Consider the following 15073-nt stretch of genomic DNA (forward strand, 5'->3'; position numbering starts at 1 on the left):
GGAAGCAATGACCGTTAAATTAGAGGAATGTAGTCTAGCAAACTTAAAAAAGCTTCAAGAAATAAGCATCGAAACATTCAATGACACGTTTAAAGACCAAAACTCGCCTGATAATATGAAAGCTTATTTAGAGCGTGCATTTCATGATCATCAGCTAGAGCAGGAATTGACCAATGTCGATTCAGCCTTCTATTTTATCTATGATGATGAAGAAGTAGCTGGCTATTTAAAAGTAAATGTCAATGAGGCACAATCTGAACAAATGGGGGATGAGTCACTCGAGGTGGAGAGAATTTATATTCGACATAAATTTCAAGGCAAAGGGCTCGGTAAATACCTCATCAATAAAGCAATGGAAGTAGCTATTGCACACAACAAAATAAGCATTTGGCTAGGCGTTTGGGAGAAAAATGACCATGCTATCGGTTTTTATAAGAAACTTGGCTTTGTTCAAACAGGTGCTCATTCTTTTTATATGGGGGATGAAGAACAAATGGATCTCATCATGACCAAAACGCTCGAATAAAGTGAAAATGGCAGAAACGTTGATAAAACAACATTTCTGCCATTTTTATTAGTCATTTCTATTTTTCTTCATGGCATCTGCCAATGCATCAGCTTGAGGTTGTTGTTCTTTATAAAGCTCGCTAATAATATTGGCATAATCATTAGCATTACGATTTTGGCTTAATTTATAGGCAGCCTGCACTTCGTCTATCTTTATTTTAAATCCTTTAATCCCTTTTATTTCTTGCTGTAAAAGCTCAGGCGATAGTTTATCCCACAAAACAGAGTTTTCACGGAATTTCTCATATTTTTCTAGTAAGCTAGTCAAATCTTGCTCTAACTCTTTTCCGTTCATAAGGCTTGCTTTTCCGTATATATGGACAGCTTGATAATTCCAAGTTGGCACATTTTCATGCTCATACCAAGAGGAAGAAATATAGGCATGAGGCCCATTAAATATGACGAGAAGGTCATTCACGTCCTCAAAGGTCTTCCATAAAGGATTTCCATAAGCTAAATGACCTGTCAGGTAATAGTCATCCTGAATTTTATTCAGCAGTACAGGGATATGGGCTGCTATTGGTTTACCTTTTCTAATTGAAACAATTGTCGCAAAGGCATTGTTTTGAATAAAATCTTTGATTTCTTCAAAATCTGTTATTTTGTAGTACTTTGGAACATACATGCAAACCTCTCCTTATCTCATCAAATCATTGTGAGCTTTTTGAATAAACAAACTATTGTGATTACACGTCTTTACATTTTCCCCTCTACAATGTAGATTTTATTATAATCAATCACTGGTACCTCTTAAAAGTGCCAGTAAAGCTATTTTCAAAGGAGCCAATAAGCCATGCTCGAAATGACACCTAACTTGCATAATGAAGAACCACTTTATCTTCAGTTATATAGCTATATAAAAGTTGAAATTCAAAATGGAAATATTTTAGCTCAAACCAAATTGCCGTCTCAGCGCAGCTTAGCTAAACATTTACAGATTAGTCGCAACACGGTTGATGCAGCTTACCAGCAGCTTCTTGCAGAGGGCTATGTAATTAGTAAAGAACGAGAGGGGCTTTATGTTGTAGAACTCGAAAGGGGCTATTTTCAAACAAGTTCTAATCATTTTGAGCCGCAGTTAGCAACTCCGCAAGAACAACAACTACCTTCAATTAAGTACAACTTTAATTATGGAGATATCAATTTAAAAGATTTCCCCTATAAAATATGGCGTACATTAACACTGCAAAGCCTGAATGAAGAGCAGGCTCATCTGCTTTTATATGGAGATCCGCAAGGGGAGCTTGAATTAAGGAATTACATTGCAAGCTATCTTTATGAAGCAAGAGGGGTACAATGCCAAGGAGACCAAATTGTCATTGGTGCAGGTTTGCAATTTCTAATGGGCATCGTATGTAATTTAATTGGAAGAAATGAGCTTTTTGCTATGGAAGATCCAGGGTATTATCGCGTTCGTTACTTGTTTAAGGATCATGGTATAAAGGTGAAACCTATCCCTCTCGACGAACATGGCATTCATATCAGCCAGTTAAGAAATAGTAGGGTCAAGGCTGTTTATGTCACCCCTTCCCATCAATTCCCCATCGGAACGGTCATGCCGATTTCAAGAAGACTAGCATTATTAGAATGGGCCAAGGATGAAAATGCTTATATTATTGAGGATGATTATGATGGGGAGTTTCGATATGCAGGTAAACCTATACCTGCTCTACAAGGATTAGATTCGAATGACCGCGTCATCTATATGGGCACTTTTTCAAAATCATTGATTCCTTCCATCAAGCTAAGCTATATGGTTTTACCAAGGGAATTAACCCTTTTATTTAATAACAACAACTACTATGTTCAAACTGTATCGAGACTTCATCAGCATACCTTACAGTTATTTATGGAAAGTGGGCATTGGGAGAGACATTTGAATAAAACACGAAATGGCTATAAAAGAAGATATGAGGCTTTACTAAAGTCCATTCATCAAATATTAGGGGATAACGTGAAAATACATGGGGCTAGTAGTGGCTTACATATTCTACTCGAACCAAATAATAAAATGTCTGAAGAAGAACTAATTGAAACAGCAAAACGGGTAGGTGTAAAAGTATACCCAACCTCTATTTTTTACGCCAATCCTTCCGTCATACAGCACGCAAAAGTTTTGCTTGGATTTGCAAATTTAGGGGTAGAAGAGATTGACAAGGGGATTAAGCTATTAAAACATGCTTGGTTTGATAGCCCCAGCATGTCGTGACTGTCTTTGAAAGCTCTATTTCTATAGATTAGTGGAAGTGGAGAGGGACTTATGCATGTAACAGCAAAAGTTATGTTAAATCATATTATTGCGGAATCAGCATATTTTATTGGCATTGCACAAACCATCTTTTTTCAACATAAATGGTAATACTTGGCGAGTTAAAAAATGGAGTTTGATAGAAGAAACTCTTACCAAATTCCATTTTTTATAACGCTATCTTTGTCACAATATTAACTATTCGGAATTTTCTCTTTATACTTTAAGGAAAGAAGGCTTAAAGAATAATTCTTAAGTGTATCTGTGTTAATAAAATCATTTAGAATACCTTCAATGGAACTACAATGCTGATTAATTAAATTGATTTCTTCTATATAATTTGAATCAATCGAAGCTTCTCTTAACGTTTTAAACACTACTTTCTGTTCATTAAACAAATAGACCAATTCAAACCTAGCATTCAGTATCAAAATAGTAATCTCTGGAAAAACAATTCGATCTTTTAAAACTTCAAGAATGCAATCGACAGACTTTACGCCTTCTATCGCATGCAAAGATGAAAAAACACCATGTAATAATTCTTCAAAATCAACCTTCATTTAAATCCTCCATCAATCATAAATCCTTTCTGATCATAACACTTTCTCAGAAAAATTTTAATGCTTAATATTTTCCTTCAATAATGTGGAATGGACTCATGCAAACGATAAAGATAATAAAGATTTAGCATTAAGGAGTTCCCACAAATGGGATGATAGAAAAAATGTTAATTATAAAATTATTTAACAAAAGAAGAAGAATCGGAAAAATTAAATTTCCCATTCTTCTTTATATATACCAGGGTAATTGATGCTGCATTTTCTTACCTGGCTTACTTGCTTTATTTATTACGGTCCATGTGCCGTCTTTCTTTTGCAGCTGATAGCTTACATTGGTCCCATCTGCCCTTTTAAAGAGCATATAGCCTGTATTGTCTTTGATAAAGGTGACAGGGTCAACTACATTTTTATAGGGTATCTTTCGCTCAGGAAATAAAATATTGTTTGCTATTTCATCTGCAATCGTAGCAAGAGGCTTCATTTCATTATTTATTTCAGCCTTGTATTGCAATTGATTGTATCGATAGGAAATGAACGAGGCTAAATTCAAATTAAAGCTCTGCTGTATGTCTAAAAGTGTTGTGCGATAGAATGCATCTATTGCTTTTTCTACATTATCTGCCTCATGTTTATAGTGAAGGGTGTTCACATCAGTTGGACTGATTTCAAACGTAATGATTTCCTTGCTATATGGTGGGGAATGGGCATGTTCAAAAGTAGTAACTTGAACGTTAACCCTAAAGCTAAACTGACTTTCCCTAATAACGTTCAAAATGTTCGCATCATACAAGCCATACTGCTTAGGATAGCCGTAGTAATGGTCAATTTCCTTTTCTATAAATGGATTAAGGATTGTTATCAATGTATCAGTGATGAGTTTCTCATCAGCTTGTTCGCTTTGTGCATAAATCTTACTGGGCATAATCAAAATAGTGACTATAGTCATTAAAGTAGCGATTTTTTTCATGGGATTGCTAGCCTTTCTATAAAATATTTCTTTATAGTGTGCGTCGATCACAGAAAATTATTAAACGTTTTATAGTTAAAGATAAAAATAATAAAGGTGTCACTTGGTTTCATTAAAAAGAAGAATCCATTTTGAAAATGGACTCTTCTCTAAATGATTCCTTTATGACAAAGCTATTGTTTTCGTTGCCACGGTTTGTTGAAAGGCTTGGTCATGCTCCACAAAAATCATTGTAGGATTAAAACTTTGAATAAGCTCTTCAATCTGCATGCGCGAATAAATATCAATAAAATTTAAGGGTTCATCCCAAATATAGAGATGTGCTTTTTCACACAAACTTTTGGCAATCAACAGCTTTTTCTTTTGCCCACCTGAATAATGTGAGATGTCTTTATCAAATTGAATCCGCTCAAAGTCCATCTTTCGCAGAATAGATTTAAATAACGTCTCATCTATAGCATGCTCTTCAATAAAATCCGATAATGCTCCCTTCAAATGAGCAGTATCCTGTTGAACATAGGAGATAATAAGGCCAGCAGCTAAATGTATAGAGCCTGTATGCTGTATAGGCTTGCCAAGAAGCAGCTGTAGGATACTACTTTTTCCGCTTCCATTTTTGCCATCGAGAACAATGCGATCACCTTGCGCCACTTTGAAGCTAATAGGCTGATTCACAAAGTTGTCGTCATACTGAATTGATACATCCGTTACAACAACCATGTCTTTTGATGGAAATGCTAATGGTTGTACTTTTAAAGATTCCGTTTTTTCAACATTTTTTAGCAGTTTTGATTTTTCATGAATCGCTTTTTGCTGCCTAGATTCCAAGTTCTTTGCTCGCTTCATCATCTTGGCTGCTTTATGTCCAACAAAGCCTTTATCTAGCTTAGAACCCGAATTCGTAGTTCCATTTTTGGAAGCCTCCACTTGATTAGACCAACCTACCGAACGCTTGGAAGACTGCGTTAAACGGTCGATATCTTTTTGCAGACGTTGATTAGTTGCTTCTTCATGTTCCTGCTGTCGATCAAAATTTAACTTCCAAGTTGAGTAGTTACCACTTTGAACATCAATATTGGCTCTATTGATCGATAAAATATGATCAACACAGCCATCTAAAAAGGCTCTGTCATGCGAAATTAAAATAAATCCTTTTTTCTTGCGTAGATAATTAGAGATCGTCTTTCGTGCATCTGTATCGAGATGATTGGTTGGCTCATCAATTAATAGAAACTGTCCCTCTGTTAAAAAGAGCGCTGCAAGCAACACCTTTGTTTGCTCTCCATTAGATAATGTTTGAAAAGGGCGATACATGACCTCAGCATCGACATCTAGATAGGCTATTTCACGAATATATTCCCAATCTTCTGCCAGAGGGCAAATTTCTTCAAAAATTTCGTACGTATATTTATTTGGGTCTGAAACAGGATAGGGGAAATAAGTAAATTCTACTGAAGAAATGATGTTCCCACTATACTCATAATTCCCTAATAGCAAATTAAAAAATGTTGTCTTCCCACGACCATTCCTACCGATAAATCCAAGTTTCCAATCTGTATCAATCTGAAAGTTGACACCCTCAAAAATATAATCAAAGCTGCTTGGGTAAGAAAACGTTAAGTCTTGTACTTGTATCATTGACATGATAATTCCTCCTTTGTATAGCAAATCATTTTTCTTTTATACAAAGTCGGTACATCCATCTATGCTAAATTTCTCCGTATAAGTTGATGGATGCTAACGACTTATACGGAGCATCACATGCGTCACAATAGGTTCAGAATCGCTCATTTTTTTCTCTCCTTTATTAGGTAGATGAAAGATACAGAATAAACTATGAGAGCAAGAAAAAATCCCCCCAATTGGATATTGGAAGGATTAGTCTCTCACTGAATAAACTTTATTTGCCAATGACATCATGACAAATAAACGCAAACTGATTGTTAAAAATGGATAGACTAATCCTATATTTTGTCGTTTGAAGTGATTCATTTCAAATAAAAATATAGATTAGTTCATCATTGTCCATTCATCAGTCCTCTCATAATTGTATTTTTATAGTAACAAATTTTTTTATGGAATACAATGTAGCCTTATCTTCTTAAACCAATCCCTACAATAATTATAGAAATAATTTAGATAATCGTATAAAAATTATTTCTACTATTCTGAAAGATATGTTATAGTAGGAGCATAATTGAATAATGTGTAAGAATTGGTGCCAAATGAAAGTTTGGCTTAAAAGGGAAGTCGGTGCAAATCCGACGCTGTCCCGCAACTGTTATTCGGAGCAAATCACAAAGGCCACTGGGAAACCGGGAAGGCTGTGAGGCGTGTTGATGAGAAGCCAGGAGACCTGCCAATTTCTAGTACACACCAAATACCTACGTGGAAATAGGTGGTGAAAAGTGACCAAATCGGCACTGTGCGATAACAAATGATTTATGCGAAAGTAGATACTTTTTTCGTATTGTTTTAGCATTAAAAATTTCAACTAGCAGCCATTCTCCTCCTTGGAAAATGGCTTTTTATTTTTTTCTGAAAAGGAGATATAAAAATGACCTATACAAGCACACTCATTGGTTACCCGTATATCGGGGAAGATCGCGAATGGAAAAAAGCATTAGAAGCATTTTGGCGCAACGAGCTTTCTGAAGAGGATTTTGAGGATAGTTTAAAAAAAATCCGTTTAGCTAGAATTGACAAGCAGCTACAGCTTGGCATCGACATGGTGACAGTTGGCGATTTTACGTATTACGATAGAATGTTAGATACAGCATTAATGTTTGGTCTCATCCCAAAACGCTTTAACTGGCAGGGAGGGAAAGTAGATTTATCTACCTACTACAGCGTAGCAAGAGGGAATAAAACAGCTGTAGCTAGTGAGATGACAAAATGGTTTAATACAAACTATCACTATATTGTTCCTGAATACGAGGGACAGGCCTTGAAACTAACAGAAAATAAAGTGTTGGCCGATTTCTTAGAGGCGAAAGAAACGTACGGTATTATTGCAAAGCCAACATTGATTGGTCCCTATACATTCTGCAAGTTAACAAAAGGCTATAGCAAATTCACACAGGTTGAATACTTATTAGCTCTAATACCGCTCTATACACAAGTATTAAAAGAATTAGTAGATGCAGGTGCAAATTGGATTCAACTAGAAGAGCCATCACTTGTCACAACCCTTGATCCAGCAGACATCAAGCTTGTGCAAGAGATTTACGACCAGTTAGCCGTTGCGGTTCCAGAAGCGAAAATCATGCTGCAAACTTATTTTGAAGCATTATGCAACTATGAAACATTGATTACATTGCCTGTAGAAGGATTTGGCCTAGACTTTGTTCATGGCTATAAAGGAAATATGGCGTCACTTCGTCAATATGGTTTCCCTCAGGACAAAGTATTGGCAGTCGGGGTTGTTAATGGACGTGATATTTGGCGTTCCAACTTAGCGGAGGTCAATGCTACAATTCAGGCAATTGAGCATTTAAGTAATGCAGCAGAGCTATGGATTCAACCATCCAGCAATCTACAACATGTACCGATCACAACTGCTCTTGAAAATGAGATTGACCCTGTTCTGAAGCATGCCTTAGCCTTCGCAGATGAAAAGATTGTAGAAATCACGGAGCTAACTAAATGTAGACGAGATACAGAGGGTATCTTACAGCATAATTTTTCTGAAAGTATGAAGGCAATTGAGGCTCTAAAAAACCATCCAATCCGTCAAAACAAGTTGATCCATCAAGCAGTTCAAACTGTGACAACGCAAGATTTTGAACGACATAGTGAATTTGCTCAGCGTCAAAAGATGCAGCAGCAAGCGTTAGCGTTACCGCTATTCCCAACAACAACAATCGGAAGCTTCCCACAATCTGATGAGGTGAAAAGGAATCGTAATGCTTGGCGTAAAAAACAATTATCGAATGAAGCCTATGAGGCATTTATAGAGCAGGAAACAAAACGCTGGATTACGATACAAGAGGAACTAGATATCGATGTACTCGTTCACGGTGAATTTGAGCGTACAGACATGGTCGAATACTTTGGTGAAAAGCTGACTGGCTTTGCCTTTACAAAAAAAGCATGGGTCGTTTCCTATGGCTCACGCTGTGTCAAGCCACCGATCATTTATGGAGATGTTGCGTGGTCTTCAGCAATAACTGTAAAAGAGTCAGCCTATGCTCAAAGCTTAACAAAGCGCTTTGTAAAAGGTATGCTGACAGGACCAGTGACGATATTAAATTGGTCCTTTGTACGAGACGATCTGTCACGTAAAGATGTCGCTTATCAAATTGCATTAGCACTTCGCAAAGAGGTTGAGGCACTCGAAAACGCAGGTATTTCAATTATTCAAGTGGATGAGCCAGCTCTAAGAGAAGGTTTACCGCTACGAAAAGAAGAATGGGGAGCTTACTTAGAATGGGCTGTTAATTCCTTTAAGCTGGCTACAGCTAGTGTCAAAGATGAAACACAAATCCATACACATATGTGCTACTGCGAATTTAACGATTTCATCGAACCGATTAGTGCACTTGATGCAGACGTGATTTCCATTGAAACATCAAGAAGTCACGGGGAGCTCATTACATCACTGCAAGGGCAACCTTATCAAAAGGGCATTGGCTTAGGCGTTTATGATATTCATAGTCCTCGTGTGCCAAGCAATGAAGAAATGCTAACTATTATGAGAGATAGTTTACAGGTGTTAGATTCCCATCAATTTTGGGTGAACCCAGATTGTGGTTTAAAAACAAGAAAAGAAACTGAAACTGTTGCAGCTTTGGCTAATATGGTTGCTGCAACGAAAACATTACGCCAGGAAGTACAACAATCTATCTCGAGATAACGACATCATTTTATAAATCTACTACAACTACTACATCTTCTCTCCGAAATACAACAAAGACCAGGAAAAAAATGGACCTGGTCTTTTGTTGTTTCATTCTTTTAAGATTTTTATTATATTCAGAAAATAAAATTGACGTGAACAATCGAGCATGTTATGTTTATAACGAATTTCATAGCGATCATTACAAGTTTGAGTGAAAAAGACTTTCATTCAATTAAAAGGAAAATGGGTGTAAATCCCATGCTGTCCCGCAGCTGTAAATGAGGAGTTTTGTTTCAAATACCACTAAGTGATTACTTGGGAAGGTGAAGCAAAATCATGATTCATGAGCCAGAATGCCTGCTTGTAAGGAGATTCATTGATGATCTACGAAAGATAGGGAGATGGATGGAGGCTTACTCATTGTAAGTTTTTCTGTCCTTATTCTTTTTTAGAATAAGGTTTTTTTAGTTTGATTCAGCAAATGTTTTTGTAGTAGCACATACAGAAGACTTCTTTTTCTATAAGAAGATAAATAGTCAATGGCTGTTTAAATGCCCTCTGAACGTCAAAAAGCACCACGTCCTGTGGCAATGTCGGTGTGTCTAAAGCCTCTAGCGGATATCACAAACTTTGAAAAGGTGTCTGCACAATGCAAATCAACTTCTACTCGTTAGCTCGAAAAATTTGAACGCATTGTTGATACCTTCTTTCCATCTATCTATAACTAGATTCATTTGTACCACGAATAGAGATAGGAGACAGAAAATGAGATTGACTAAGTATGTACTTCCCTTCATCCTTGTGTTAACTTTCAGCGTACTTGCTGGTTGTACAAGCACAGATCAAGAAAAGGGAGAGACAGGAACACAGCAAACAAATGAAAAAATGATAACAATTGGGTGGCCATTAGATGTCGGCCCATTGAACCCCCATACATATTTACCCAATCAAATGACCGCACAAGCGATGGTCTATGAATCTTTGGTGGAATACAACGACGATGGAACTGTTAGTCCAAAGCTAGCAGAAAGCTGGGACATATCAGAAGATAAAACGACTTATACTTTTCATTTAAGAAAAGATGTTAAGTATTCAGACGGAACTGCGTTTAATGCAGATAATGTGATTCGTAATTTCAATGCAGTATTAGCGGATCGGGAAATGCATTCTTGGATGGGTATGGTCAACCATATGAAAGAGGTTGTGAAAGTGGATGATTTTACAATTCGCTTGCAATTAGATGAACCTTATTATCCTGTCTTAAACGAGCTTGCCTTTGTAAGACCATTCCGTTTTTTAGGGGATAATGGATTCCCAGCCGGAGATGCGACACAAGATTCGATCAAGGCACCTATTGGAACAGGTCCATGGGTATTAACCGAGTACAAAAAAGATGAATATGCTTTATTTAGTCGCAATGAAAACTATTGGGGAGAAAAGCCTCTCGTAGAACAAATTAAAGTTAAAATTATCCCAGATTCAGAATCGATTTCATTAGCATTTGAAAACGAGGAATTAGATTTAATTTATGGTCGTGGCATCATTAGTTTAGATAACTATACGTATTTAAAAGATAGCAGTAAATACAAAACCGCTACCTCTGAGCCTTTGTCTACGAAAGCGTTACTCTTCAATACTCAGTCGGGACCGTTAGCCGAATTAAAGGTTCGTCAGGCCATTCAATATGCTATCAATAAGGAACAAATGGTTGACAGTATTACACATGGTACAGAACAAGTGGCTAACACATTATTTTGGGATGCCATTCCTTATGCCAATATAGAGTTAGCGCCAATCTTATATAATCCTGAAAAAGCGCAGCAACTACTAGATGAGGCAGGGTGGACGTTACAGAAGGGCGAAAAAATTCGTTCGAAAAACGGGCAACCATTATCATTAGATTTAATCTACATCGCAACAGATGCAATCCAAAAGCCAATGGCGGAATTAATGCAAGGTGAACTAGCAAAAATAGGGGTACAGTTGAATTTAGAAGGTGCAGATGTGATGGTCGGTCTTCAAAAATTAATGGATGATCAGGTGGATATTAATTTCTGGCGTACAAACGGACCACCAACCGACCCACATAGCTTTGCAAATGAGTCAGCTACGCCAAATGCTAGTGGTGTTTATGAGGCAAAATTAGGCTTATCTAACGCTACAGACATCGATACGAAAATCCATCAATTATTAGTGGGAACAGATGAAGAGGAACGAGTGCAGCTTTACACGGATATTTTATCCATATTCCATGATCAAGCACTTTTCTATCCTATCTCTTACGAAACAAATAATGTAATTTATCAACCATATATGAAGGATTTTGCTCCACGTGCATCTGAATATGATATTCCCTATGCACAAATGGATAAAGAGTAATAAAAAAAGAGAGAGTATGTCTTGCAAAGACAGCTCTCTCTTTATCATAGGAGTGAGTAGGAAGTGACAGCATGTATGAATCGACATGGATGTTTTGTTTAAAAAGAATTTTGACTTTGCCGTTTGTCTTACTAGGAGTTTCCATCCTAACCTTTGTATTTATTCGTTTTGTACCGATAGAGCCTGCTGAGGTCATCCTACGATTGGCAAGAGTTGCTCCAACCGAGGAAGCTGTTCAGGCATTACGCGAAGAACTAGGGACGGACAAACCTTTCGTTCTTCAATATTTGCTATGGGGAAAAGGCGTTTTACAGCTAGATTTTGGTACATCCTTTGTGAGTAAATTACCAGTAGCACATGAGCTATTCGCGAAATTACCTGCAACCATTGAATTAGCTCTTGCCGCATTTGTCCTCATTTTAGTATTCAGTATACCATTAGGGATTATGAGTGCATTGTCTAAGTATGCCATCATCGATAAAATCATTAGATTCTTTAGCATATTGAGCGTATCCATTCCAACATTTTGGTTAGGTTTCCTACTGCTCTATCTATTTAGCTTAAAATTAGGGCTCTTTCCGACAAACGGAAAGGGCACACTCGCTCATTTAGTTTTACCATCCTTCGCACTAGCATTGCCAACCATTGGTCTGTTCATCCAGTTTATTCGTTCCACTATCCAGGAAGAATTACAGCAGCAATATGTTCAATATGCGCAGCTAAGAGGATTAAAAAATTCTGTAATCCTCATACGTCATGTGTTACGAAATGCTGCCATACCTTTGACTTCCTTATTAGGTATGACGCTTGGTAGTTTACTAGGTGGAGCTGTAATTGTGGAGCAAGTTTTTAGTTGGCCAGGACTCGGTAGGTATTTAATCGAATCCATTACGAACAGAGATTACCCCGTTGTACAATGCTATGTATTGATTATTGCTGTGATCTATGTGTTGACCAATCTATGCACAGATGTATTGCATCGTCTATTGGACCCTCATCTGATGATGAAGGACAGGAGAGATTGACATGAAGCGATTACGAAAAAGAAGAGATCCTATTCTAGGGTTATTTAGCTTATCCCTCCTTGTAATCATTGTCTTACTGGGATTGTTTGCACCCATTTTAATGCCACATGATCCGTTAGCTGTCGATATAACTAAGAAATTTTTAGCCCCTTCCTGGGATTACCCATTTGGTACAGATCACTTAGGAAGATGCGTCTTTTCTCGCATGCTTTTAGGTATTCGCTATTCATTAGGATCCGCACTCTTCATTCAAGTCGTTGCTATTGTTTTAGCTGTCCTACTTGGTGCCTTTGTAGCGTTGAAAAGAGGTATAATCGATGTGGTATTTATTCGAATATGTGATGTTTTATTAGCTTTTCCGACACTGGTACTTGCATTTGGACTTTTAGGTGTATTAGGCCCTAGCTTAAAAAATGTTTTAATAGCCCTTATTTTTACACAGCTTATTTATTACTCCAGAATGGTTCGAAGTTTATGTATTGGGATGAATGAAAAAGACTTTATTCAAGCTGCTAAGATTACTGGCACTACAGGCATTAAATTAATCATTCGCCATTATATCCCTAACATACTGCCAGCTATTGTCACGATTGTGGCGTTAGATATCGGGAAAGTCATTTTAGAAATCGCTGGCTTTTCCTTTATAGGTCTGGGCGTGCAGGCGCCGATTCCAGAATGGGGCATGATGGTAAATGAAGGGAAACAATATATCCGTCAGCATCCCGATTTAATGCTTTATCCTGGGCTTGCCATTGTCCTAGTGGTGTTATTGTTTAATCATTTAGCCAATTGTTTAAAGAAGTTTGATTCGTGAAAGGTGAAGTTATGGAGAAGGTTTTAGAAGTGAAAGATTTAAACGTCAAAATTGGGGAGAAAAATGTATTAACCACTATCAATCTGACAGCCTATAAAGGGCGTGTCTTAGGAATCATAGGAGAAAGTGGTAGTGGCAAGACCATGCTTTGCCATGCCATCATGCAAACATTACCATCTATCGCACAGGTGACACAAGGGGAAGTTCTTTATCAGCAGGAAAATTTAATGAATGTTTCGGCTACTCAATTAAGAGCATATCGTGGGCGGCATCTTTCGATGATTTTGCAAAATCCATCCGCTGCCTTCGATCGTATCCAAACGATTGAAGGCCATTTCAGAGAAACATTAAAGGCACACTTTAAGCTGACCAAAAAAGAAATGAGACAAATAGCTCTTGATGCCTTACATAAAGTGCATTTACCAAATTCAGAGCAGCTTTTACATTATTATCCTTTTCAGTTGAGTGGTGGCATGCTACAGCGAGTGATGATTGCCTTATCATTGGCGCTACAAGCCTCCCTCTATATTGCTGATGAACCAACGACAGCTCTTGATACGATCAATCAAAAACAAGTATTAACACTATTTGATCGTATTCGCGTAGAAACAGAAGCTGCCATACTTCTTGTTACACATGATTTAGGTGTTATTGCTGAACTAGCTGACGATGTGGCTGTTATGTATCAAGGAAAAATCATTGAGCAAACGAATGTCTATGATTTCTTTGATGCACCTCAGCATGCCTATACAAAGAAACTATTACAAGCAAGAATGCTATTTTAGAGGTGAAAAAATGACGCTGCTAGACGTGAAAAATATTGATATGCATTACGCTCAAAGACCATTTCTATTCCAGCGTAAGCAGGAAGTTCCCGTATTACAGAAGGTGTCATTCTCACTTCAGGAGGGGGAATGTCTAGGAATAGTCGGTCAAAGTGGTTCAGGAAAAAGCACATTAGGTCGTATTATTTTAGGAATCGAACGACCAACAAACGGGGAGTTGCTCTTTCAAGGTGTCAATTTATACGAAGCACCAAGCAAGCATAAAAAAAGAATACGTAGAGATTTACAGGCAGTTTTTCAAAATAGCTATCATTCATTTAATCCGAAGCAGACGATTTTTGAAATACTCGAAGAACCGTTTCTGAATTTCGAGCATTTTAGCAAAACAGAGCGACAACATAAAGTAAGGGAATTACTAGACTGTGTAGAGTTAGAGAGAGCAATGGCTCAAAACTATCCTTCGCAGCTTAGTGGGGGGCAACAGCAACGAGTCAACATCGCTAGAGCTCTTGCGCTAAAGCCAAAATTAATTGTCTTAGATGAAGCGATTAGCAGTCTTGATATGATTTTACAGAAGAAGATTATACAGTTACTACAAACACTTCAAAAAGAGCGACAGCTTGCCTACATTTTCATTTCGCATGATTTACAGGCAACACGTTTTATGTCAGACCGTATCCTTGTCATGCAGCATGGTCGGCTAGTGGAGGAGATTGGAAAGGATGGAGCATATCAGCATCCCGCTTCACAACAATTATATCATGCTATTTTGCCTTCACACCCGCGAGAAAGAAAACATAAAACGAAATGATCATAATATAGAAAACACGTATACAATGGTCATGGAGGTATGGGCTGGTAATGATAGAGGCCAGTTGGATTACCTCA

The 15073-nt window shown here is 37.5% G+C and carries 12 protein-coding genes and 2 riboswitches; of the genes, 8 read left to right on the forward strand and 4 right to left on the reverse strand.

The genetic code is table 11. The features are described from left to right. Positions 1 to 7 precede the first annotated feature (7 nt). Positions 8 to 526, forward strand: a complete 519-nt coding sequence (locus NV349_RS11030) for a spermidine/spermine N(1)-acetyltransferase (protein WP_271913436.1) — start codon at positions 8 to 10, stop codon at positions 524 to 526. Between the two features lie 48 nt (positions 527 to 574). On the opposite strand, the gene NV349_RS11035 is transcribed toward NV349_RS11030, so the two are convergent. Next, positions 575 to 1192, reverse strand: a complete 618-nt coding sequence (locus tag NV349_RS11035) for an FMN-binding negative transcriptional regulator (protein ID WP_101966656.1) — start codon at positions 1190 to 1192, stop codon at positions 575 to 577. Between the two features lie 168 nt (positions 1193 to 1360). On the opposite strand from NV349_RS11035, the gene pdxR reads away from it, so the two are divergent. Further along, positions 1361 to 2776, forward strand: a complete 1416-nt coding sequence (gene pdxR, locus NV349_RS11040; protein WP_271913438.1) for a MocR-like pyridoxine biosynthesis transcription factor PdxR — start codon at positions 1361 to 1363, stop codon at positions 2774 to 2776. Positions 2777 to 3009: 233 nt separating this feature from the next. On the opposite strand, the gene NV349_RS11045 is transcribed toward pdxR, so the two are convergent. From NV349_RS11045 to NV349_RS11055, 3 genes are all read right to left on the reverse strand, one after another. Further along, positions 3010 to 3375 carry a hypothetical protein gene (locus NV349_RS11045; RefSeq protein WP_036126354.1) on the reverse strand — a complete coding sequence of 122 codons (366 nt, stop codon included), beginning with the start codon at positions 3373 to 3375 and terminating at the stop codon, positions 3010 to 3012. Positions 3376 to 3604: 229 nt separating this feature from the next. Beyond that, on the reverse strand, positions 3605 to 4342 hold the full coding sequence (locus NV349_RS11050) for a DUF3888 domain-containing protein (protein WP_036126352.1): 738 nt from the start codon (positions 4340 to 4342) through the stop codon (positions 3605 to 3607). Between the two features lie 162 nt (positions 4343 to 4504). Beyond that, entirely contained in the window at positions 4505 to 5986 is a 1482-nt protein-coding gene (locus tag NV349_RS11055; RefSeq protein WP_271913443.1) for an Lsa family ABC-F type ribosomal protection protein, read from the reverse strand. A 555-nt stretch (positions 5987 to 6541) separates the two neighbouring features. After that, a riboswitch (cobalamin riboswitch) is annotated at positions 6542 to 6720 on the forward strand. 179 nt (positions 6721 to 6899) lie between these two features. Here NV349_RS11055 and metE point away from each other — a divergent pair. From metE to NV349_RS11085, 6 genes are all read left to right on the forward strand, one after another. Next, complete coding sequence (gene metE / locus NV349_RS11060; protein WP_271913445.1) at positions 6900 to 9197, forward strand: 5-methyltetrahydropteroyltriglutamate--homocysteine S-methyltransferase; 2298 nt, start codon at positions 6900 to 6902, stop codon at positions 9195 to 9197. A gap of 171 nt (positions 9198 to 9368) precedes the next feature. Then, positions 9369 to 9561: riboswitch (cobalamin riboswitch) on the forward strand. Positions 9562 to 9947: 386 nt separating this feature from the next. Continuing rightward, a complete protein-coding gene (gene nikA / locus NV349_RS11065) occupies positions 9948 to 11561 on the forward strand; it encodes a nickel ABC transporter substrate-binding protein (RefSeq protein ID WP_271913446.1) in 1614 nt (537 codons plus the stop codon). Between the two features lie 71 nt (positions 11562 to 11632). After that, positions 11633 to 12586, forward strand: coding sequence for a nickel ABC transporter permease (nikB, locus tag NV349_RS11070; RefSeq protein ID WP_271913448.1), 954 nt, complete (start codon positions 11633 to 11635; stop codon positions 12584 to 12586). A 1-nt stretch (position 12587) separates the two neighbouring features. Then, positions 12588 to 13400, forward strand: coding sequence for an ABC transporter permease subunit (locus tag NV349_RS11075; protein WP_271913449.1), 813 nt, complete (start codon positions 12588 to 12590; stop codon positions 13398 to 13400). Next, entirely contained in the window at positions 13397 to 14185 is a 789-nt protein-coding gene (locus NV349_RS11080; RefSeq protein ID WP_271913450.1) for an ABC transporter ATP-binding protein, read from the forward strand. Before NV349_RS11075 ends, NV349_RS11080 begins: the two co-directional genes overlap by 4 nt. Before the next feature lie 10 nt (positions 14186 to 14195). After that, positions 14196 to 14996, forward strand: coding sequence for an ABC transporter ATP-binding protein (locus NV349_RS11085; RefSeq protein WP_271913452.1), 801 nt, complete (start codon positions 14196 to 14198; stop codon positions 14994 to 14996). The last annotated feature ends 77 nt before the right edge of the window (positions 14997 to 15073 follow it).

It is taken from the genome of Lysinibacillus sp. OF-1 (assembly GCF_028356935.1).
Classification (GTDB): domain Bacteria; phylum Bacillota; class Bacilli; order Bacillales_A; family Planococcaceae; genus Lysinibacillus; species Lysinibacillus fusiformis_D.

Coding starts and splice junctions, on each gene's coding strand:
- NV349_RS11075 (WP_271913449.1), top strand. CDS start 12,588: ATGAAGCGATTACGAAAAAGAAGAGATCCTATTCTAGGGTTATTTAGC.
- NV349_RS11085 (WP_271913452.1), top strand. CDS start 14,196: ATGACGCTGCTAGACGTGAAAAATATTGATATGCATTACGCTCAAAGA.
- NV349_RS11030 (WP_271913436.1), top strand. CDS start 8: ATGACCGTTAAATTAGAGGAATGTAGTCTAGCAAACTTAAAAAAGCTT.
- nikA (WP_271913446.1), top strand. CDS start 9,948: ATGAGATTGACTAAGTATGTACTTCCCTTCATCCTTGTGTTAACTTTC.
- NV349_RS11045 (WP_036126354.1), bottom strand. CDS start 3,375: ATGAAGGTTGATTTTGAAGAATTATTACATGGTGTTTTTTCATCTTTG.
- nikB (WP_271913448.1), top strand. CDS start 11,633: ATGTATGAATCGACATGGATGTTTTGTTTAAAAAGAATTTTGACTTTG.
- pdxR (WP_271913438.1), top strand. CDS start 1,361: ATGCTCGAAATGACACCTAACTTGCATAATGAAGAACCACTTTATCTT.
- NV349_RS11055 (WP_271913443.1), bottom strand. CDS start 5,986: ATGTCAATGATACAAGTACAAGACTTAACGTTTTCTTACCCAAGCAGC.
- metE (WP_271913445.1), top strand. CDS start 6,900: ATGACCTATACAAGCACACTCATTGGTTACCCGTATATCGGGGAAGAT.
- NV349_RS11050 (WP_036126352.1), bottom strand. CDS start 4,342: ATGAAAAAAATCGCTACTTTAATGACTATAGTCACTATTTTGATTATG.
- NV349_RS11035 (WP_101966656.1), bottom strand. CDS start 1,192: ATGTATGTTCCAAAGTACTACAAAATAACAGATTTTGAAGAAATCAAA.